Origin of the sequence: Rubrivivax sp. JA1026 (genome assembly GCF_011065555.1) — a bacterium.
GTDB classification, from domain to species: domain Bacteria; phylum Pseudomonadota; class Gammaproteobacteria; order Burkholderiales; family Burkholderiaceae_C; genus Rubrivivax; species Rubrivivax benzoatilyticus.
Genome location: NZ_JAALCQ010000008.1, coordinates 1 through 21,475, shown reverse-complemented (window position 1 = coordinate 21,475; position 21,475 = coordinate 1). Strand labels below are relative to the sequence as shown.

Sequence of the window (21,475 nt, the reverse complement as noted above, 5' to 3'; positions counted from 1 at the left end):
CGGCCGAACCGTCGCACAAATCTGATGACGCCCGCGCCGCAGCACCGGCCGGCCCAGGGGAGAACGCGCCCGCCGTGAACTACAAGCACCTGCACTACTTCCTGCAAGTCGCCGAGACCGGCAGCGTGGCGGCGGCCAGCCGGCAGCTGCACCTGACGCCGCAGACGATCAGCGGCCAGATCCAGCTGCTGGCCGACCGGCTGGGCGGGCCGCTGTTCGAGAAGGTGGGCCGGCGGCTGGAACTCACCGACACCGGCCACCTGGCGCTGGGTTACGCGCGCGAGATCTTCTCGCTGGGCGCCGAACTCGAGGCCGCGGTGCGCGAGCGCACGCTGAAGGGCCGCACGCTCGAGTTCCGCGTCGGCGTGGCCGACGCGGTGCCCAAGTCGATCGCCTACCACCTCGTCGAGCCGGCGCTGAAGGTGGCGCAGCCGGTGCGCATCGTCTGCCGCGAATGGCGCCTGGACCGGCTGCTGTCCGAGCTGGCGATGCACACGCTGGACCTGGTGATCGCCGACGCGCCGGTGCCCCACTCGGTCAGCGTCAAGGCCTTCAGCCACCACCTGGGCGGCTCGGCGATCGGCGTCTTCGCGGCGCCGTCGCTGCTGGCCGGCGGCGAGCCGCCCTTCCCCGCCTGCCTGGACGGCGCGCCGCTGCTGATGCCCGGCGAGGACACGGCGGTGGGCCAGCGGCTGCGCGCCTGGTTCGAGAGCCAGGGGCTGGGGCCGCGCGTGGTGGCCGAGTTCGACGACAGCGCGCTGGCGCAGGAGTTCGGCCGCCAGGGCGTGGGCTACCTGCTCGCGCCGGCGGTGCTGGCCGACGAGATCCAGTCGCGGCTGCAGGTGCGCTGCGTCGGCACGATCGACGAGGTGCGCGAGGACTTCTACGCGATCTCGGTCGAGCGGCGCATCACCCACCCCTGCGTGCTGGCGATCACGCGCTCGGCACGCGCCGAGCTGTTCCACACGCTGCAGGGCGGGCGTGGCGCGCGCGCGGCGGCGCGCCGTGCCGGGGAGGCCGGCGCGTGAAGCCGCTGCGACGCTGGCTGCCCGACGCCGAGTCGATCCGCGCCAACCGCTGGCTGCGCTGGCTGGGCCCGGCACTGCACCACCCGCGGCTGTGGCACCTGAGCCGGCGCGGCCTGGCGCTCGGCATGGCGCTGGGCTTCTTCTTCGGCCTGCTGGTGCCGCTGGCGCAGATCCCGCTGAGCGCGGCAGCCGCCGTGGCATTGCGCGCCAACGTGCCGGCCGCGGTGGCCAGCACGCTGGTGACCAATCCGCTGACCTTCGGCCCGCTGTACTACGCCGCCTGGCGCCTGGGCAGCGCCGTGCTCGGCGAGCCCGAGCCGCCGCCGGCGCTCGTGGAGGCCGAGGTCGAGCCCGACGCCGACGCCGGCTGGTGGCAGCAGGCGGTCGGGCGCATCCTCGGCGTCGGCAAGCCGCTGCTGCTGGGGCTGGCGCTGATGGCCACCGGCGTCGGCATCACGACCTACTTCGTGGTCTCGGCCGTCTGGCGGCTCAACGTGCTCTGGAAGCGGCGCCGGCGGCAGCGCTGAACGCGGCGCGTTCAGTCCGCGACCATGCTCCAGCAGCCGCGCACGTAACGCTCGAAACCGCCGTCGTCGGCGAAGCGCCAGAGGTGCAGCCAGTCGTGGTGGACCAGCCGGTGCACGGCGGCGTGGCCGGCGATCACACGCTCGATGGCCGCGGCCGGCGCGTCGATCACCACCGTCAGCCGCAGCGGCTCGTGCCGCCAGCGGCTGCCGTCGTGCAGCGACTGCCGCGCCAGGCCGATGCGCAGGTCGCCGCCGTTGCCCTCGAAGACGCCGATGCGGCCGCCGACGACGTTGTGCAGCAGCTTGTTGCCGCTGCCCAGGCGCTGCGGGTCGCAGGTCGACGCGTGGTACTGCCAGTTGATCCAGTGCGTGACCAGCATCGGCGCGGTCATCAGCAGCTCCAGCACGCTGCCGTCGGCGTCGTGGGCCGGGTCGTAGTCGTGCAGGAAGACGCGGCCGTCCAGCGCGGCGCCCCGGCTGCGCGAGCGCGGCGCGATGAGGAAGGCGGCGTTGCCGGCCAGGCCCCACTCGGGCCGGGTCTGCGCGCCGTCGTTGGCGCGCCGGCGCAGCTGCTCGAGCAGGGCCGCGTGCGGCCGCCGGGCATCGAGCCCCAGCGCCGCCGCACGCTCGCGGCGCACCTGGTCGCCGGCCTGCACGAACACCGCCTGCAGGCGCGCCCAGCGGGCCCGCGCGGCGGCGTCCAGCAGGTCCAGGTCCAGCCCCTCGATCTCGTCGGTGGTGGTGTTGTGCAGCGCGGCGACGAAGGCCATGTCGGCCGGCATGGCGATGCCCCGGGCGCGCAGGCCCGCGCACACCGCCGGCTCGTTGAGCAGCCGCGCCAGCACGCGCGCGTTGACCTCGCCGGTCTGGCCGCAGCAGGCGCCGCAGTCCAGCGCCGCGGCCTGCGCGTTGTTCGCGCTCTGGCTGCCGTGGCCGACCAGCAGCACCAGCGGCGCGAGGCCGCGGTCCAGCCCCATCGTGTGCAGCACGCGCGCACCGAGCTCGACCTTCGCGCCGAGGTCCAGGCCAGCCAGCACCGGCCGGCACAGCGGCCGGTAGCGCGGCGCGTGGCCGGCACCGTCGAGCGGGCGCCGCGCGGCCGCCGGCGGGCGCAGCCATTGCGCCAAGCGACCCAGGTAGCCGAGCCCGACCGCCTCCACCGACGAGAAGGCCGCGTTCGGCCAGACGGTGCCGGCGCCCCAGCGCCCGGCCGCCGCGAAGCGCCCGAGCCGCGCCCGGCGCGCCGGGGCCTGCAGCGTGTCACCCGCCGGGCCGAAGTCGGCCGCCGTGGCGGCCACACGCTCGCTCACGTCCAGCACCGGCGCCAGCAGCCCGGGCAGCTGCGGGCGCCGGGCCTCGGTGGCCAGCGGCGTGTAGGCCACCGGCAGACCGAAGAAGCCGGCGAAGCCGATCGTCTGCACGGCCGGCCAGACCGACTCGACGGCACGCCGCAGCCGCTCGCTGCGCACGTCGATGCAGAACGCCGCCTGGACTTCGATGCCCGCCGCGGACACCGGCTCGACCGGTGCCGGCGCGACGGCACGAAGCCGGCGGGCCAGGTCGCGCTGGTAGCCCGCCTCGTACGCGAGCTGCCAGACCTCGTCGACCCGCAAGGCGTCCTCGGCCTGCTGCAGCCGCCCGGGCGCACCTTCCCACTCCACCTGCAGCGCCACGAAAGCCCGCTGCGCCGCGCGGTCGTCGCGGCATTCCAGCAGGATCGCGCCCCAGGCCAGGCGGATGGCGAGCAGGTCGCGCAGGTGCTCGTCGTCGCGGCCGGCCAGGCGCGCCTCCCAGGCGAGATAGGCGCACCACGAGGCCCAGCCGTTGACCGTCAGCAGCACCGCCTCGAGGTAGTCGGCCCAGGCCTTCTCGGCCAGGCCGAGCCGGCGCAGCACCCAGCGTTCGGCCTGCACGCGCGTGGCGGGCAGCGCGGCCAGGCCGCGCGCCAGCTCGGGCAGGCCCATCAGCGCGCCGATGCCGTGGTCGTGGGTCAGCGTGTCGCGCCAGAAGGCGTAGAGCCCGCCCGGGCGCTCGGGCTGCCAGTCGGCCTGGTGGCGGTCGAAGTAGGCGGCGCAGACCTGGCTCACCTGGTGGGTGACGGCCTGGCGCCACGACAGCCGGCGCCGGCCCTGCGGATCGTCGTCGAGCACGTCGATCAGCAGCGGCAGCCGGGGCAGCCCGGGCGCCCGGTCGAGGGCCGCCACGGCCTGGGCGGCGTCGAGACCGGCGGCGCGGGCGTCGGGGTGCCGGGCCAGCGCCGCGTCGAGGTCGGCGGCGCTGATGCGGCCCGAGGCCCAGGCCTCGCGCAGCCGCTCGCGCGGCGGGAAGACACGGATGTCGCCCAGCACCGCCAGCCGCGCGGCCACGCGGCGCACGCTGCTGCCGATGCGCTCCCAGTGCGGGTTGACGGCGATGGCGCGATCCAGCGGCCAGGCCGGCGCGATGGCGCGGCAGGCCTGGGCGCAGGCGGCGTCGATGCGCCGGTCGACGTCGGCGTCGGACGGCCGCGGCGGCTCGCGGTGGGCGGACGGTTCGGTGCCGGGGGCCAGCAGGGTCTGCATCACGGAATCCTCGTCTCGGGTCCATCGGTGGCGGCGGTCCAGCGGGTCGGCCACAGGCGCAGCACGGCGCGTGTCGCGACCTCGTCGACGTAGAAGCCGGCGTAGCTCCAGCGGCGCCAGAAGGCCAGCGCCGCCGGGCGGGCGTGCAACAGCACCAGGCTCGCGTAGAGCAGCGCCAGGCCGGCCAGCGCCACGACGCCGGCCGGCCCGTCGGGCGTGTCAACCGGGCCCAGCGGCAGCGCGTGACCGGCGACGGTGGCCGCCGCCAGCGCGGCCACCATGGCGGCACCGGCGAGCGCGCCGTGCAGCGCCCCGGGAGCGTCGGGATGCCGGCTCGCCGGCTGCCAGAACAGCGGCGCCCAGGCCAGCGCCAGCACGCCGCTCCACCACCACGGCCAGGCCGGCACCGGCACCAGCTCGGCCTGCAGCGCGAGCAGGCCGGCGATCACCGCCGCCGACGCGAGCGGCGCGACGACGAGGCTGGCCAGCGCCGGCTCGGCGCCGCCGTGCATCGTGCGCAGCCGCGCCGTGTCGACGGCCGAGGAGGCGGCGAGGAAGGCATGCGCCTTGTACAGCGAGTGGCCGAGCAGGTGCAGCAGCGCCAGCGTGTACAGGCCCAGGCCGCACTCCATGACCATGAAGCCCATCTGGGCCACCGTCGACCAGGCCAGCCGCACCTTGACGCTGGCGCGCGTCAGCATCACCAGGCCGGCGAGCACCGCGGTGGCCAGGCCGATGCCGACCAGCAGCCAGCGCGCCAGCGGCACCGCGTCCAGCCAGGGCGCGAAGCGGATCAGCACGTAGCCGCCGAGGTTGATGACACCCGCGTGCAGCAGCGCCGACACCGGCGTCGGCGCTTCCATCACCTGGATCAGCCAGCCGTGCACCGGCAGCAGCGCGGTGCGCAGCACGACCGCCAGGACGAGACAGACGGCGCCGGCCTGCAGCGCCGCCGACGGCGCCGCGGCCTCGAGGTGGCGCCCCAGATCGGACAGCGAGCCGGAGCCGACCTCGGTCCAGGCCAGCGCTGCGGCGGCGACCAGCAGGACGTCGGCCAGACGGTCGGCGACACGCTTCTTGTGCGCCGCCAGCAGCGCGAACGGCCGATCGCGATAGAAGCACAGCAGGTGCTGCAGGCACCCGCCGACGCCGGCCCAGGCGGCAATCAGCACCAGCCAGTGGTCGGCCAGCAGCAGCACCTGCACCGCGGCGAGCACGCCGGCGAGCGCGGCCACGTAGCGCGGCTGGCCGGGCTCGCCCTGCAGATAGCGCGACGAGAACACGCCGATGACGGTGCCCAGCAGCTGCACCAGCAGCGCCATCCAGGCGCCGGCCAGCGTGACGGCCAGCCCCGGCAGCGGCAGCGCGGCCGTGCCCGGCCCGGCGGCGAGCTGCAGGCCCAGCGCGGCGGCGGCGGCGGCGACGCCGGCCACCGCGAGCACCCGCCAGCGCGCCCAGGCCGCCGCCACGTCGGCGTCACGCCGAAGCGGCACGGCGGCGAGCATCAGCACGGCCGGCAGCAGGCTGCAGGCCGGCCACAGCAGGCTCACGAGCTTCATCGTCGGGTCTCCAGCAGACAGGCCAGGCGATGGTGCCGGCCGCCTCACGTTCTGTAAAATTCATTGATGCGAACGTTTTGATCTTTTATAAAGAATGATTTACGTCGAGCAGCTGAACTTCCACCACCTCCTGTACTTCTGGCGTGTCGCCAAGGCGGGGCACCTGACGCAGGTGGCGAAGGAGCTGCACGTGTCGCAGTCGGCGCTGTCGAGCCAGATCCGCCAGCTCGAGGAGCGTCTGGGCGAGCCGCTGTTCGAGCGCACCGGCCGCCGCCTCGTGCTGACCGACACCGGCCAGCTGGTGCTGTCCTACGCCGAGAACATCTTCGGCATGGGCCAGGACCTGCTGGGCCGGCTGCAGGGCCGCGGCCAGGGCACGGTGCGGCTGCGCGTGGGCAGCGTCGCGACGCTGTCGCGCAACTACCAGGAGAACTGGATCCGGCCGCTGCTCGCCGACCCGGCGGTGACGCTGACGCTGGAGTCCGGCATGCTCGACGAGCTGCTGCGCCGCCTGCTGCAGCACCAGCTCGACGTGGTGCTCGCCAACGAGGCGGTGCCGGCCGACCCCGACCGGCCGCTGCACTGCCGTTTCCTGGGCAGCCAGGCGATCTCGCTCGTCGGCCCGGCGGCGGCCTGGCAGGGGCGCAGCCTGCGCATGCCCGAGGACCTCGGCGGGCTGGAGCTGGCCGTGCCGGGGCCGCGCCATGCGCTGCGCGGGCAGTTCGACGCGCTGTGCGTGGCCGCCGGCGTCGCCCCGCGCCTGCGCGCCGAGGTCGACGACATGGCGATGCTGCGCCTGGTGGCGCGCGACAGCGGCTGGCTCACCGTGTTGCCCGAGGTCGTGGTGCAGGACGAGCTGCAGGCCGGCGTGCTGGTGACCGTCGGCCGCTCGGCGCAGCTGCAGGAGAACTTCTACGCCATCACGACGCTGCACCGGCACCGCATGGAACGGCTGGAGCGCCTGCTCGCGCCGCATCCGGCGCCGTCCGCCCAGCCTTGACGAGTTGTCAACGCTGGCCGGGGGGCCTCTTCGGCCGCCCGGGCCTGCGCGAGAATCCCGGGTCGGCCCGCCCCGCGGCGCGGGGCCGTCGCCGCCAGGACAACCCCAGCCACGAGTGCCGCCCATGCCCGCCTACCGTTCCAAGACCTCCACCGCCGGCCGCAACATGGCGGGCGCGCGTTCGTTGTGGCGCGCCACCGGCATGAAGGACGGCGACTTCGACAAGCCGATCATCGCCGTCGCCAACAGCTTCACCCAGTTCGTGCCCGGCCACGTGCACCTGAAGGACCTGGGCCAGCTCGTCGCCCGCGAGATCGAGGCCGCCGGCGGCGTCGCCAAGGAGTTCAACACCATTGCGGTGGACGACGGCATCGCGATGGGCCACGACGGCATGCTGTATTCGCTGCCCAGCCGCGACATCATTGCCGACTCGGTCGAGTACATGGTCAACGCGCACTGCGCCGACGCGCTGGTGTGCATCTCCAACTGCGACAAGATCACCCCGGGCATGCTGATGGCCGCGATGCGGCTGAACATCCCGGTGGTCTTCGTCTCCGGCGGCCCGATGGAAGCCGGCAAGACGCGGCTCGCCAACCCGGCGACGCAGACCGTCGAGTTCCGCAAGCTCGACCTGATCGACGCGATGATCATGGCCGCCGACCCCAAGGTCTCCGACGAGACCGTCGCCGAGGTCGAACGTTCGGCCTGTCCGACCTGCGGTTCTTGCTCGGGCATGTTCACCGCCAACTCGATGAACTGCCTGACCGAGGCGCTGGGCCTCTCGCTGCCGGGCAACGGCACGGTGGTGGCCACGCACGCCGACCGCGAGCAGTTGTTCAAGCGCGCCGGCCGCCTGGTCGTCGAACTCGCCAGGCGCTACTACGAAGGCGGCGACGAATCGGTGCTGCCGCGCGCGGTGGGCTTCAAGGCCTTCGAGAACGCGATGACGCTGGACATCGCGATGGGCGGCTCGACCAACACCATCCTGCACCTGCTGGCCATCGCCCAGGAAGCCGGCATCGAGTTCACGATGGCCGACATCGACCGCCTGTCGCGCTCGGTGCCGCAGCTGTGCAAGGTGGCGCCGAACACGAACAAGTACCACATCGAGGACGTGCACCGCGCCGGCGGCATCATGGCCATCCTCGGCGAGCTCGACCGCGCCGGCAAGCTGCACACCGACGTGCCGACGGTGCACGCGCCGACGCTCAAGCACGCGCTCGACGAATGGGACATCGCGCGCGCGCCCAGCGACGCGGTGAAGACCTTCTACCTCGCCGGCCCGGCCGGCATCCCCAGCCAGGTCGCGTTCAGCCAGGCCAGCCGCTGGCCCAGCCTGGATCTGGACCGCGCCGAAGGCTGCATCCGCGCCATCGAGCACGCCTTCTCGCGCGAAGGCGGCCTGGCGGTGCTGTACGGCAATCTCGCCGAGGACGGCTGCGTCGTGAAGACCGCCGGCGTCGACGACAGCCTGCTGGTCTTCGAAGGCCCGGCGCACGTCGTCGAGAGCCAGGACGAGGCCGTCGAGCACATCCTCGGCGACCGGGTGTTGGCCGGCGACGTCGTCGTCGTGCGTTACGAAGGCCCGAAGGGCGGCCCCGGCATGCAGGAGATGCTCTACCCGACGAGCTACATCAAGAGCAAGGGCCTGGGCAAGGCCTGCGCGCTGCTGACCGACGGCCGTTTCTCCGGCGGCACCTCGGGGCTGTCGATCGGCCACTGCTCGCCCGAGGCCGCGGCCGGCGGCACGATCGGCCTGGTGAAGACCGGCGACCGCATCCGCATCGACATCCCGAACCGCCGCATCGACGTGCTCGTCGACGAGGCGACGCTGGCCGCGCGCCGCGCCGAGCAGGACGTGCTCGGCTGGAAGCCGGCGCAGCCGCGCCCGCGCAAGGTCTCGGCGGCGCTGAAGGCCTACGCGCTGCTGGCCACCTCGGCCGACAAGGGCGCGGTGCGCGACCTATCCAAGCTGGAAGGCTGAACGGGGCCGGGCCCGGCGCCCGGCTAACACCGATTCGCGCCGCGCGCTGCATGCCGCAGCGGCGCACTCGGTTGCGACAGCGCAAACACCGTTCGCGCTGGCGGGGCCCGCGTACACTTGTTTGCAATGTCGTGGACCTGCGTCAACCGCCGCATCACCGCCTGGCTGTCGTGCCTGGTGCTGCTGTTCGCGGCGCTGGCACCGTCGATCTCGCATGCGCTGCAGTCTTCTCGCGGCGCGGGCTGGGTGGAGGTCTGCACCGCCGAAGGCTCGCGCTGGGTCGCCGCCGGCGCCGAGGACAGCGACTCGCTGCCCGCCCAGGCCCATGGTCTGGAGCACTGTCCTTTCTGTTCGCTGCACGCGCCCACGCCGGGCCTGCCGCCGGCCGACCGGCTCGTCGTGCCGCCCGCCGGCCGCGACGCCACCCTGCCCCCCGCCTTCCTGCACGCGCCGAGCACGGCGCACGCCTGGCGCAGCGCCCAGCCGCGCGCGCCGCCGTTCGCGCTGAGCTGAACGAACGACGGGCCACCGTACGCCGCAGCCAGCGGCGCGGCGCACGCCCGTGCATCCCCGCGGCGGACTGACCGCCACAGGACCCACCGGACGAGCTGCAGGCCAGCGCGACATGCGCGGCCGGCGGCCGCCATGCACGTCCGCCGCAGCCCGCCCCCACGCGGCCCCGTGACACGCGGGCTCGCGATCCGAACACGAGACTCCCATGACCCGACAAGGCTTCATTCTTTCCGCCCTGCCCCTGGCCGCCCTCGCCACGCTTGCCGCCTGCGGCGGTGGCGGCGGCAGCGACGACGACACGCCGAAGACCGTCACGATCGAGTTCGCCGCCGTCGCCGGCAACACGCCGATCGGCTGCGGCAGCACCGTCAGCGGCCTGGGCAGCGGCGGCGTCGACGCCAAGCTGCAGGACTTCCGCTTCTACGTCTCCAACGTGAAGCTGGTGAAGGCCGATGGCACGGAGGTCGCGCTGACCCTGCCGGCCGACGACGACTGGAACCACAGCGCCGGCGGCAACGCCGTGACGCTGATCGACCTCGAGGACGGCAGCGGCGGCTGCAGCGCCGGCACGAGCGCAACCCACACCAGCGTCACCGGCACCGTGCCCGCGGGCGACTACGTCGGCGTCAGGATGACGATGGGCGTGCCGTTCCCACTGAACCACACCGACTACGCCTCGGCCCCGGCGCCGCTGGACGTGCAGGCCATGGCCTGGAGCTGGCAGTCGGGGCGCAAGTTCGCCAAGATCGAGGTCGTCGACCCCGACGGCAGCACCGGCACCTGGGCAGCACACAGCTTCTACGTGCACCTGGGCTCGACCGGCTGCAGCGGCAACCCGGCCAACGGCGAGACCGTCTCCTGCGTCGCCGCCAACCGCATGGACTTCGCGCTCGCCGCCTTCGACCCGGCGACGCAGAAGATCGCCGTCGACCTGCGTGCGCTGCTGGCCGGCAACGACATCACGCGCAACCAGGCCGGTGCCCCGGGCTGCATGTCCGGCGGCACCGACCCCGAGTGCGCCGCGGTGTTCCAGGCGCTGGCCATCGGCTGGAACGCCGACGGCAGCGGCAGCGGTCTGCCGGTCGACGGCGGCGCGGCCCAGACGCTGTTCCGGGCGGTGGCCAAGTGAAGCGCGGCGCCCCCGTCATCGCGGCGGGCGCCGCTGCCGTCGTGCTGGCCGCCGTCGCGGCCTGCGGCGGCGGCGGCACGACGCTCAGCGAGGAGACCGGCGGCAGCGCCGCGTGGACCTGGACGCTGCCGGCCCACTTCCCGGAACCCAAGGTGCCGGCCGACAACCCGATGTCGGCCGCCAAGGTCGAGCTCGGCCGCTTCCTGTTCTACGACCCGCGCCTGTCGGGCAACGGCCAGCAGTCCTGCGGCAGCTGCCACCTGCAGGCGCTGGCCTTCACCGACGGCCGCGCCACCGCCGTCGGCTCCACCGGCGAAGCCCACCCGCGCGCGGCGCAGCACCTGTCCAACGTCGTCTACAACGCCACGCTGACCTGGGCCAACCCGTCGCTGGTGACGCTGGAGCGGCAGATGGAGACGCCGCTGTTCGGCGAGCGCCCGGTCGAGATGGGCGTCAACGACGCCAACAAGGCCGCGGTGCTGCAGCGCCTGCGCGAGGACCGCGGCATCGCCGGCTATCCGGCGCGGTTTGCCGCGGTCTTCGCCGGCGAGGCCGAGCCCGTCAGCTGGGCCAACGTCATCAAGGCGATCGCCGCCTTCGAACGTTCGCTGATCTCGGGCCGCAGCCGCTACGACCGCTGGCTGGCCGGCCAGGCCACGCTGTCCGACACCGAGCAGCGCGGCATGAAGCTGTTCTTCGGCGAGAAGGCCGAGTGTTTCCACTGCCACGGCAGCTTCAACTTCAACGACCAGATCGTGCACGCGCGCAGCCGCATCGTGGAGACGCCGTTCCACAACACCGGCCTCTACAACCTGGGCGGCACCGGCGCCTATCCGGAAGACAACCGCGGCGTCTTCGAACTCACCGCCAGGGCCGCCGACATGGGCGCCTTCCGCGCGCCCAGCCTGCGCAACGTCGAGGTCACGGCACCGTACATGCACGACGGCAGCATCGCGACGCTGGCCGAGGTCGTCGCCACCTACGCCGCCGGCGGGCGCCACATCGCCACCGGCCCCCATGCCGGCGACGGCCGCGCCAATCCCTACAAGGACCCGCTGGTCAGCCGCATCGATCTCGACGCGCAGGAACAGGCCGACATCGTCGCCTTCCTGAAGACGCTGACCGACCACGACTTCCTCACCGACCCGAACCATGCCGACCCGTTCGCCCAGAACTGAGGCGCTGTGCGCCCTGGCCGCCGCCTTGCTGGCCGGTGCCGCACAGGCCCACGAGGCGGGGGCCGACCCGCTGCCCGAGGACCCCGGCTGGCGCGTCGGCGCCGCCGCCGCCGTCTTCGCCGCCGATGCCGACCATCGCTGGCCCGCCGCCACGCTGCCCGGCGTGCTGCTGCGCGGCAGCCCCCCCGACGACCAGCGCGGCGGCCTGACGCTGGAGCACGCGACGCTGGACGCCGCGGCGCGCTTCACGCCCCACCTCGGCGCCGCCGCGGCCATCGGCTGGCACGACGGCGACGGCGCCCACGTCGAAGCCGCCGGGCTGCACCTGCGCTGGGCCGGCCACGGCGGCGAGTACACGCTGCAGCTGGGCCGCGACACCGTGCGCCTGGGCAGCGTGATCGACCGTGCCGGCCACTACGACCGCTTCGTCCAGACGCCGCTGGCCAAACGTGCCGTGTTCGACGACGAGTGGATCGACGACGGCGCCGCGCTGGCCTGGCGCGACCCGCTGGCCGACGGCCTGCGCGGTGTCGAGGCCGGGCTGTGGCGCGGCCGCGTCTTCCCCGGCGGCGAACACGGCCCGCTGGTGCCGTCGCTGCGCCTGCACCTGGGCTGGGGCCACGTCGACGCGCAGCTGAGCGCGGCGCGGTTCCAGCCCGACGCACGCGGCTCGGCGGTGGCCACCGTCGGCGCGCCGGCGCACACCCACGGCACGCTGGACTGCCGCGCCAGCCTGCAGCAGCGTGTCTGCTTCGACGGCACGGCCGACGTGCTCGCCGCCAGCCTGCAGTGGGAGAACGACGCCGGCGACTGGACGCTGGCCGCCGCCGGCATGCTGCGCCGCGAGCGCGGCGAGCTCTACGCCACCGACGGCAGCGCCGGGCTGCGTTCACGCGTGGCCGGTGGCTGGCTCGACGCCGCCTGGCGCGCGGCGCCGGGCTGGACGCTGGCCGGCCGCCTGGAGCGGCTGGTGCCGCGCCAGAAGCTGGCCGGCGCCGGCACCGTGTCGCTGGCGCGCGCCGCGGGTTTCGACGCCGCCGGCAGCCGCCAGCGCGCCACCGCCGCGGCGCTCTGGACCTGGCGTCCGGGCCTGACGCTGGCGCTGGAGACCGGGCGCGAGTGGGGGGCCGGCGCCTCCCTGTCGCAGCTCGCGCTGCGACTGATCTGGAGCGAACCCGACCTGAAGGAGATGCGGCCGTGAAGGCCGACGACACCCCCGGCCGCGGACGCCTGACGCGCCGCCGTTTCGTCCTGCTGCTGGCCGCCACCCCCTGCGCCGGCGGCGCGCAGGCGCACGGCGCACGCGCCGGCGATCTCGCCATCGACCACCCGTACGCGACGCCGACGCCTGCCGGGCTGGCCACCGGCGCGGTCTACTTCCGCACGATCGAGAACCGCGGGCGCACGGCCGACCGCCTGCTCGGCGCGTCGACGCCGCGCGCCGAACGCGTGGAGATCCACCGCAGCACGATGGACGGCGACGTGATGCGCATGCGTGCCGTGCCGGCGCTGGAACTGCCGGCCGGCGCCGGCGTGCGGCTGCGCCACGGCGAGGCCGGCGCCCACCTGATGCTGTTCGGCCTGTCGGCGCCGCTGCGCGACGGCGAGCGTTTCCCGCTGACGCTGCGTTTCGAGCATGCCGGCAGCGTCGAGGTGAACGTCTGGGTGCAGACACCGCGCGGCGGCGCTCATCGGCACTGAACGGACGCCGCCCTCGGGGGCGGCGTGACGCCGTTCACGCCGCCGCGCACAACAGAATCATAAAAATCATTTCTAATATCTAGTAGCACAAACCGCGGCTACAGGCCGCAGATTGCGCAACTCGCCAGGCGACTGAGCACGGTGCTGCTGTCAGCTTGCTCACGCTCGGGGGGCACTCCTAATCAATTTTGAGGACGTCGCGCCGAAATAGCGGTCAGGCCGGTGGACGGCCGGGACAGCGCCAAGGCCCCGAGTGGGCCCCAACACGACGGATACCACGATGCTCACCCACCTCAAGATCGGCCAGCGCCTGGCGCTCGCCTTCGGCCTCCTGCTGGCACTGCTCGGTGCCATGGCCGCGCTGGCGGCGTTCCAGATGTCGCGGCTGGCGGACAACTCGACCTACTACGCCGTGAACCTCGTGCCGTCGTACGAGGCCGAACATGCGATGGTGATCGCGCTCGCCGACGCCCGGCGCTACGAGGCCCAGCACATCCTGTCGGAGCAGGCCAGCGACATGGACCGGCTCGAGGCACTGATCGCCGAGCGCCACAAGACGGTCAACGCCGAACTCGACCGCTACGAGAAGTCGCTGCTCTCCGACGATCAGGATCGGCAGTTGCTCGGCGAAGCGCGCAAGACCGTGGGTGCCTACGTCGCGGCCTGGCCGGCGCTGCAATCGGTGTCGCGCCAGATGGCCTCCGACCCGGCGAAGGGCCAAGAGGCGACGGCCTTGTTCGTCGGCGCCTCGCCGGCGTACGAGGCGGCGCAGACCGCGCTCGGCCGCTGGTGGGACTACAACGTCAAGCTGTCCGAGCAGCAGGCTGAGCGCGCCGCAGCCACCTATTCGAGCGCCCGGCTGGCCTTGATCGTGATGGTCGTCGCGGCCTTCGCACTGGGCATCGGCGCCGCGGTGCTGATCACGCGCTCGATCGTCCGGCCGCTGCACCGCGCCGTCGAGGTGGCCGGCGCGGTGGCCGACGGCGACCTGAGCCGCCGCATCGACGCCGAGGGCCGCGACGAGATGGCCGATCTGCTGCGCTCGCTGGGCCGCATGAACGACAGCCTGGCCCGCGTCGTCGGCCAAGTGCGCGCCAGCAGCGACAGCATCGCCACCGGCTCCTCGCAGATCGCCAGCGGCAACGCCGACCTGAGCCAGCGCACCGAGGAACAGGCCAGCAACCTGCAGCAGACCGCGGCGTCGATGGAGCAGCTCTCCAGCACCGTCAAGCAGAACGCCGAGACCTCCCAGCAGGCCAACCAGATGGCCGCGGCGGCGGCCGCCGCCGCGGCGCGCGGCGGCGAGCTCGTCGGCACCGTCGTGACCACGATGCAGGACATCAGCAGCTCGTCCAAGCGCATCGCCGAGATCATCGGCGTCATCGACGGCATCGCCTTCCAGACCAACATCCTGGCGCTCAACGCCGCCGTCGAGGCGGCCCGCGCCGGCGAGCAGGGCCGGGGCTTCGCCGTCGTCGCCGGCGAGGTGCGCACGCTGGCCAGCCGCTCGGCCGAGGCGGCCAAGGAGATCAAGAGCCTGATCGGCGCCAGCGTCGAGAAGGTCGAGGTCGGGTCGCGCCAGGTCCAGGAGGCCGGCGAATCGGTGACGGCCATCGTCTCGGAGGTCCAGCGCGTGAGCCAGCTGATCGGCGAGATCACCAACGCCACCGTCGAGCAGTCCTCGGGCATCGGCCAGGTCGGTGACGCCGTCGGCCAGCTCGACCAGGTCACGCAGCAGAACGCCGCGCTGGTCGAGGAGAGCGCAGCGGCCGCCGAGAGCCTGCGCCTGCAGGCCGCGCGCCTGGCCGAGGTCGTCGGCGTCTTCAAGCTCGCCGCGGGCGGTGTCACGCTCGCCGACACGGCGCCGACGCCGCCGCGCGCGGCCCCCGCCCGGGCCACGGCTTCGGCACCGGCACCGCGTGCGACCGCCGTCGCCGCGCCGGCACCCGCGGCCCGGCCGCGTGCCGAGCGCGCCACGGCGCCGGCCGGCGAGGACGACTGGACCACCTTCTGATACCGGCCCGCCGGCGCACCGAAGGGGTGCACCAACCGGCCGGATCACGCGGCATCCTCACGATTTCATCGATTTTTGCCGGCACGAGGCGCCGATGAGGCGGACAATCGGGCTCCACGGCCGTCCCAAGCCCCCGAGGCCAGGGCCGGCGTCATGAATCGAGAGACCGAACCGGTGCCCCAGACCCACCGCGTCCCGACCGGACGCCCGACAACCGCCGGGCGCTCCGCCTCCGGGCACGCCAACGACGCCGAACTGCAGGCCGTGCACGACGCCGTGCTGCGACTGCTGAAGCTGCACCAGAACGCGCTCGACGCCATCTCGCAGGGCGTGCTGATCAGCGACGCCAACCGCCGCACCACCTACGTCAACGCCGCCTTCGTCAGCCTGACGGGCTACTCGGCCGAGGAGATGCTCGGCGGCAGCTGCGCCATGCTGCAGGGGCCGGGCACCGCGCCCGAGACGGTGCTGGCGATGCGCGAGGCGATGGAGCGCGGCGAACCCTTCCACGGCGAGCTGCTGAACTACCGCAAGGACGGCACGCCGTTCTGGAACGAGCTGAAGATCGTCCCGGTGCGCGGCGACGACGGCACGATCACCCAGTTCGTCGGTGTGCAGCGCGACGTCACCGCGCGGCGCGACGCGATGAACAAGCTGTCGCTGGCGGCGCGTGTGTTCGAGCAGAGCAACGAGGCGCTGGCCATCGCCGACGTGCACGGCCGCTTCGTCGCCGTCAACGAGGCGTTCACGCGCATCACCGGCTACACCGAGCGCGAGGTCATCGGCCAGAACCCGAGGCTGCTGAAGTCCGGGCTGCACGACGAGAGCTTCTACCGCCGCTTCTGGGAGGAGCTGCAGACGCGCGGGCGCTGGGAAGGCGAGATCTGGAACCGGCGCAAGAACGGCGAGGTGTATCCGGAGTGGTTGTCCATCGGCCGCGTCGTCGACGAGGGCGACCGCACGGTGAACTACGTCGCCTCGTTCAGCGACATCACCGCTCGCAAGCACGCCGAGGAGAACGTGCGCCGGCTGGCCTACTACGACCCGCTGACCGGCCTGCCCAACCGCGCGCTGCTGCAGGAGCGCGCCAGCCAGGCGCTGCAGATCGCGGTGCGCACCGGCGAGCCGGTGGCGCTGATGTTCCTCGACCTGGACCACTTCAAGAACGTCAACGACACGCTGGGCCACCCGATCGGCGACCGGCTGCTCGTCGCGCTGGCGCAGCGCATGCGCCCGGCGCTGCGCGACCAGGACACGCTGGCGCGCGTCGGCGGCGACGAGTTCGTGCTCGTGCTGCCCAGCACCGACGCGACCGGCGCCAGCTACGTCGCGCAGAAGCTGCTGCAGATCGTGCAGGAGCCGGTGCAGCTCGACGGCCACGACCTCACCGTGACGCCGTCGATCGGTGTCGCCGTCTTCCCCACCGACGCCGCCGACTACGACACGCTGTTCGCCTTCGCCGACGCGGCGATGTACCGCGCCAAGATGTCCGGCCGCGCGACCTTCAGCTTCTACACCGCGGAGATGCAGGCCCAGATGGCACGCACGCTGCGAGTGGAGAACGCGCTGCGCCGGGCGCTGGAGCGCGACGAGATGCAGCTGCACTACCAGCCGCAGTGCCAGGCCGCCGACGGGCGCATCGTCGGCGTCGAGGCGCTGCTGCGCTGGCAGCACCCGGAGCTGGGCTGGATCGGCCCGGCCGAGTTCGTGCCGCTGGCCGAGACCAACGGCCAGATCGCGGTCATCGGCCGCTGGGTGCTGGACACCGCGCTGCGCCAGCTGCGCGCCTGGCAGCTCGCCGGGCTGCCGCCGCTGCGCATGGCGGTCAACCTGTCGGCGGTGCAGCTGCGCCAGCCGGGGCTGGCCGAGCTGGTGGGCGAGCTGCTGCGCCGGCACGAGGTCGACCCGGCCTGGCTGGAGCTCGAGCTGACCGAGACCATGGCCTGGGACGACCCCGAAGGCTCGGCGCGCCAGATCGCGCGGCTGCGCGCGATGGGGCTGCGCATCGCGCTGGACGACTTCGGCGCCGGCTACACCTCGTTCTCGCACCTGAGCCTGTTCCAGGCGGGCACGCTGAAGATCGACCGCTCGCTGGTCGCCGGCATCGAGCGCGGCAGCCACCAGGCGAGCGTCGTCGCGGCCATCGTCAACCTGGCGCGCACGCTGCGCATGCACACCGTGGCCGAGGGCGTCGAGACGCCCGGCCAGCGCGAGGCGCTGCTGGCCGCGGGCTGCGAGTCGGCGCAGGGCTGGCTGTACGGCCGGCCGATGCCGGCCGAGGCCTTCGAGGCCCTGATTCGCGAACGCCAGGCACCACCGCCGGGCTGACGCGGGGCCGCCCCGGCAAAACTCCGAAGGAACCCCCGGGGAAATCTCGCCGGGATAACTCGAAGCGGTTGCCGCAAACCCCTTCGGCTGCCAAACTGTGGGCCGTGACGCGGCGCTGCCGGCGTATTTCGAGGGACCGAGGCTTTTCTCCATGAATTTCGTTGCGCTGAGCCTCACGCTGCTGCAGCAAACCTGCGTCTACCTCGTCGTGGCGTATCTCCTGGCGGGCACCCGGATATTCATCCCGCTGATGCACGTGACGATCCGGCTGCCGCAGCGCACGGCCTGCTACGTCGTCTGCTCGCTGTTCTGCATCATGGGCACCTACCTCGGGCTGCACATCGACGACTCGATCGCGCACACGCGCGCCATCGGCTCGGTGCTCGGCGGCGTGCTCGGCGGCCCGGTCGTCGGGCTGGCGGTGGGCCTGACCGGCGGCCTGCACCGCTACTCGCTGGGCGGCAGCTCCGCCCTGCCCTGCGCCATCGCCACCGTCGTCGGCGGCCTGATCGGCGGCGGCTACCACCTCTACATGATCCGCCGCGGCAAGGCCGCGACCGTCTTCCGCCCGGTGCCGGTGGCGCTGGTGACGCTGGCGTCGATCGTCGTCGAGATGGCGATCCTGCTGCTGATGCTGAAGTACCCGGCCAACTGGCACCTCGTCGAGCAGATCGCGATCCCGATGGCGGTGGCCAACACGCTGGGTGCCGGCATGTTCATGCGCATCCTCGTCGACCGGCGCAAGCTCTACGAACGCCAGTCGACGGTGTTCTCGACCAAGGCGCTGGCCATCGCCGCGCGGGTCGAGGGCCTGCTGCGCGAAGGTTTCGACCCCGACGCCTCGGCGCGCGCGGCGCGTGTCGTGAAGGTCATCCAGGAGGAGACCGGCGTCGGCGCGGTGGCGATGACCGACACCCGCCAGCTCGTCGCCTTCACCGGCATCGGCGCCGACCACCACCTGCCGGGCACGCCGATCGAGTCCAAGCTGACGCAGCAGGCGATCCAGCGCAACGAGGTCGTCTACGCCGACGGCAACGAGGTGCCGTACCGCTGCTCGATCCACGCCAAGTGCCCGCTGGCCTCGTGCCTGATCATCCCGCTGACCGACGAGGAGAACCAGGTCATCGGCACGATCAAGCTCTACGAGCCGCGCAGCCGGCTGTTCTCCAACATCAACCGCACGCTCGGCGAAGGCATCGGCCGGCTGCTGTCCAACCAGATCCTCGCCGGGCGCTACCTGCGCCAGCGCGAGATGCTGGCGCAGTCGGAGATCAAGCTGCTGCAGGCCCAGATCAACCCGCACTTCCTGTTCAACGCGCTGAACACGCTGATCGCGGTGATCCGCCGCGACCCCGAACGCGCCTGCACGCTGGTCTTCAGCCTGTCGACCTTCTTCCGCAGCAACCTCAAGCGCCCGAGCGAGGACGCGCGGCTGATCGAGGAGCTGGCCCACGTCTCGTCCTACCTGGAGATCGAGCAGGCCCGCTTCGGCGACCGGCTGCAGGTCGAGTTCGACGTGCCCGACCGGCTGCAGCACATGCGCCTGCCGGCCTTCTCGCTGCAGCCGGTGGTCGAGAACGCGATCAAGCACGGCACCTCGCAGCTGCTGGGCATCGGCCGGGTCAGGATCTCGGCGCGCCAGGAAGGCGGCGACCTGCTGCTGCATGTCGAGGACAATGCCGGCCTGTACAAGCCGCCGGCCGAAGGCAACGACGGCCTGGGCGTCAACCTGGTGCGCCGCCGCATCGCCAACCGCTACGGTGCCGGCTACGGCATGGACATCGAGTGCGAGCCCGAGGTCATGACCCGGGTCACGCTGCGCCTGCCGGTCTCGGCCGGTGACCTCTGAACGGTGAGCCCCGCATGAACGTCCTGATCGTCGACGACGAAGCCCCGGCGCGCGAGGAGATCGCTCGCCTGCTGTCCCGGGTGCCCGACGTGAACATCGTCGGCCAGAGCGCCAACGCCGTCGAGGCGCTGTCGGCGATCAACCACCTGCACCCCGACGTCGTCTTCCTCGACATCAACATGCCGCAGATCAGCGGGCTGGAGCTGCTGGGCATGCTCGACCCCGACGAGATGCCGCGTGTGGTGTTCCTGACGGCCTACAGCGAGTACGCGCTGAAGGCCTTCGAGCAGGACGCCTTCGACTACCTGCTCAAGCCCGTGGACCCGGCGCGGCTGGACGTGACGCTGCAGCGCCTGCGCCGCGACGCCGCGCCGACGGCCGACCTGGCCAAGCTCGCGGCGCCGCTGCGCCAGATCCCCTGCCCCGGCCACCAGCGCGTGCAGCTGGTCAAGGTCGAGCAGGTGGAGTACGTGAACTCCACCGGCACCGGCGTGTTCATCGTCAGCACCGACGGCGTCGAGCACTTCACCGAGCTGACGCTGCGCACGCTGGAGGAGCGCACGCCGCTGCTGCGCTGCCACCGCCAGTACCTCGTGAACCCGGAGCAGATCCTCGAGATCGTGTTCCAGGAGCTCGGCGGCGCCGAGATCGTGACCCACGGCGGCCGGCGCGTGCCGGTCAGCCGCCGCCTGCTCGGCGAGTTGAAGGAGAAGCTGGGCTTCGCCTGATCAGACCGCGCCGACGACGCGCGCGAACCAGCCCTGCACGCCCGGGCGCGCCGGCTCGACGTCGATGCGGCCGTCGGGCGTCAGGCGGTTCACCGCCATCGGCACGATCTCGGCCAGCACCTGGGCGGCGTCGGCCGGGTCCAGGTCGAGGCGGCGCACCAGCTTGTCGTAAAGGCGCTCGCCGAGCGCGCGGCGCATCGTCTTGCCGTCCATCGTGTTGTCGGCGCCGTGCGTGATCCAGCCGCGCATCGCCTCGCCGCAGCCTTCGGCGTCGAAACGCGCCGCCAGCGCCATCAGGCCGCCGTCGTGCTGGCGCAGCAGGCGCATCAGCGACTGGACGAGCTTGCTGTTCTCGCCACCACAACGCCGCGCCTTGCGCGCGAGCCCGATCGCCATTTCCTCGAATTCACAGCACATCTCGACCTCGACTGGTTTCAACCCGGTGTCTCGCCGGAGTTATCTCTGAGCCCAACATAACCCCCTGCGGGGAGACTGTCGAGTTTCCTCCGAGGGCGCCCCCGGCCAATACCCGGAAAACCGCCGGAGAAAACCCCTGAAAAATGCCGCTGGCGCCCGCCAGGCGACCGCCCGGGGGCCGCTGGCGACCGTTCGCCGGAAAATCCGGCGGGTGTCTCGCCAGCACCACGGCGAGCGCTCAGGCGCTCGCCGCCCGGCCGTCGATCTCGCGGTCCAGCGCCTGCGAGATCGCGCGCCAGGCCGGGCCGGCGACGCAGGCGCCGGCGTGGTCGTGCTCGACCTCGATGCGCCGGCGCAGCACGACCAGCGCGCACAGGTTCAGGCGCTGGCGCTCGGGGCCGTGCGGCACCCGCGCGGCAGCGCGGCGCAGGCCCTGACGGCGGTCCAGCGTCTCGCGGGCGACGGCCTGCACCGCGGCGGCGTCGCGCCAGTCGATGCCGAGCGCCAGAGCGGCACGCACCAGCGCACGCTCGGTGTCGCGCGCGGTGGCCTGGTAGTCGATGAATCCGGACATCACGTCCTCCACTCAGGCGGCCTGGCCGGCGCGGGCGCCGCGGCGGTACAGCCACCAGTAGGCGCCGGCGACGAGCAGCGCGCCGCCGACCCAGTTGCCCAGCGTCACGACGCCGAGGTTGACGAGGTACTGGCCCACCGGGATCTCGGTGGCCAGCCGGGCCTGCGCCGCGGGCTCGGCCCAGAAGCCGGCCGGCGCGAACCAGCGCACCAGCAGCCCGTAGGGCACGAAGTACATGTTGGCCACGCAGTGCTCGAAGCCGGCGGCGACGAAGGCCGTGATCGGCAGGAACATCGCGACGATCTTGTCGGTCACGCTGCGCGCGGCCAACGACAGCCAGGTCGCCAGGCACACCAGCACGTTGCACAGGATGGCCAGGCTGAAG

The 21,475-nt window shown here is 72.9% G+C and carries 18 protein-coding genes; 13 read left to right on the top strand and 5 right to left on the bottom strand.

Annotated features, from left to right (window positions below; genetic code table 11):
• The first annotated feature begins 74 nt into the window (after positions 1-74).
• Both nhaR and G5B56_RS13850 read left to right on the top strand, forming a co-directional pair.
• Positions 75-1,028, top strand: a complete 954-nt coding sequence (gene nhaR, locus G5B56_RS13855; protein WP_164963576.1) for a transcriptional activator NhaR — start codon at positions 75-77, stop codon at positions 1,026-1,028.
• A complete protein-coding gene (locus G5B56_RS13850) occupies positions 1,025-1,555 on the top strand; it encodes a DUF2062 domain-containing protein (protein ID WP_164963575.1) in 531 nt (176 codons plus the stop codon). Before nhaR ends, G5B56_RS13850 begins: the two co-directional genes overlap by 4 nt.
• An 11-nt stretch (positions 1,556-1,566) precedes the next feature.
• On the opposite strand, the gene G5B56_RS13845 is transcribed toward G5B56_RS13850, so the two are convergent.
• Positions 1,567-4,116: a YbcC family protein gene (locus G5B56_RS13845; protein ID WP_164963574.1), complete on the bottom strand. Its 2,550-nt coding sequence runs from the start codon at positions 4,114-4,116 to the stop codon at positions 1,567-1,569.
• The gene (locus G5B56_RS13840) at positions 4,116-5,675 is read right to left on the bottom strand and encodes an NADH-quinone oxidoreductase subunit L (protein ID WP_164963573.1); all 1,560 of its coding nucleotides are present in this window, start codon (positions 5,673-5,675) and stop codon (positions 4,116-4,118) included. Before G5B56_RS13840 ends, G5B56_RS13845 begins: the two co-directional genes overlap by 1 nt.
• A 97-nt stretch (positions 5,676-5,772) precedes the next feature.
• Between G5B56_RS13840 and G5B56_RS13835 the strand changes: the two genes are divergently transcribed.
• From G5B56_RS13835 to btsR, 11 genes are all read left to right on the top strand, one after another.
• On the top strand, positions 5,773-6,675 hold the full coding sequence (locus tag G5B56_RS13835; RefSeq protein ID WP_164963740.1) for a LysR family transcriptional regulator: 903 nt from the start codon (positions 5,773-5,775) through the stop codon (positions 6,673-6,675).
• 124 nt (positions 6,676-6,799) lie between these two features.
• A complete protein-coding gene (gene ilvD / locus G5B56_RS13830; protein ID WP_164963572.1) occupies positions 6,800-8,659 on the top strand; it encodes a dihydroxy-acid dehydratase in 1,860 nt (619 codons plus the stop codon).
• A gap of 126 nt (positions 8,660-8,785) precedes the next feature.
• Positions 8,786-9,172, top strand: a complete 387-nt coding sequence (locus G5B56_RS13825; protein ID WP_164963571.1) for a DUF2946 domain-containing protein — start codon at positions 8,786-8,788, stop codon at positions 9,170-9,172.
• Positions 9,173-9,377: 205 nt separating this feature from the next.
• Complete coding sequence (locus G5B56_RS13820; protein ID WP_164963570.1) at positions 9,378-10,301, top strand: MbnP family copper-binding protein; 924 nt, start codon at positions 9,378-9,380, stop codon at positions 10,299-10,301.
• The gene (locus G5B56_RS13815; RefSeq protein ID WP_164963569.1) at positions 10,298-11,479 is read left to right on the top strand and encodes a methanobactin export MATE transporter MbnM; all 1,182 of its coding nucleotides are present in this window, start codon (positions 10,298-10,300) and stop codon (positions 11,477-11,479) included. The genes G5B56_RS13820 and G5B56_RS13815 overlap by 4 nt, the downstream gene beginning before the upstream one ends.
• Entirely contained in the window at positions 11,454-12,680 is a 1,227-nt protein-coding gene (locus tag G5B56_RS13810; protein WP_164963568.1) for a hypothetical protein, read from the top strand. The genes G5B56_RS13815 and G5B56_RS13810 overlap by 26 nt, the downstream gene beginning before the upstream one ends.
• Entirely contained in the window at positions 12,677-13,180 is a 504-nt protein-coding gene (locus tag G5B56_RS13805) for a copper chaperone PCu(A)C (RefSeq protein WP_164963567.1), read from the top strand. Before G5B56_RS13810 ends, G5B56_RS13805 begins: the two co-directional genes overlap by 4 nt.
• 280 nt (positions 13,181-13,460) lie before the next feature.
• Positions 13,461-15,194, top strand: coding sequence for a methyl-accepting chemotaxis protein (locus G5B56_RS13800; protein WP_164963566.1), 1,734 nt, complete (start codon positions 13,461-13,463; stop codon positions 15,192-15,194).
• Between the two features lie 174 nt (positions 15,195-15,368).
• The gene (locus tag G5B56_RS13795; RefSeq protein WP_230247322.1) at positions 15,369-17,522 is read left to right on the top strand and encodes a bifunctional diguanylate cyclase/phosphodiesterase; all 2,154 of its coding nucleotides are present in this window, start codon (positions 15,369-15,371) and stop codon (positions 17,520-17,522) included.
• Positions 17,523-17,673: 151 nt separating this feature from the next.
• A complete protein-coding gene (locus tag G5B56_RS13790; protein ID WP_164963565.1) occupies positions 17,674-19,371 on the top strand; it encodes a sensor histidine kinase in 1,698 nt (565 codons plus the stop codon).
• A gap of 14 nt (positions 19,372-19,385) precedes the next feature.
• On the top strand, positions 19,386-20,099 hold the full coding sequence (btsR, locus tag G5B56_RS13785; protein WP_164963564.1) for a two-component system response regulator BtsR: 714 nt from the start codon (positions 19,386-19,388) through the stop codon (positions 20,097-20,099).
• Here the strand turns inward: btsR and G5B56_RS13780 are convergent, their stop codons facing one another.
• The 3 genes from G5B56_RS13780 to G5B56_RS13770 form a co-directional block, all read right to left on the bottom strand.
• A complete protein-coding gene (locus tag G5B56_RS13780; protein WP_164963563.1) occupies positions 20,100-20,495 on the bottom strand; it encodes a YidB family protein in 396 nt (131 codons plus the stop codon).
• Positions 20,496-20,754: 259 nt separating this feature from the next.
• A complete protein-coding gene (locus tag G5B56_RS13775) occupies positions 20,755-21,090 on the bottom strand; it encodes a hypothetical protein (RefSeq protein WP_164963562.1) in 336 nt (111 codons plus the stop codon).
• 12 nt (positions 21,091-21,102) lie between these two features.
• On the bottom strand, positions 21,103-21,475 hold a 373-nt coding region (locus tag G5B56_RS13770), incomplete at its 5' end, for a formate/nitrite transporter family protein (protein WP_206023525.1).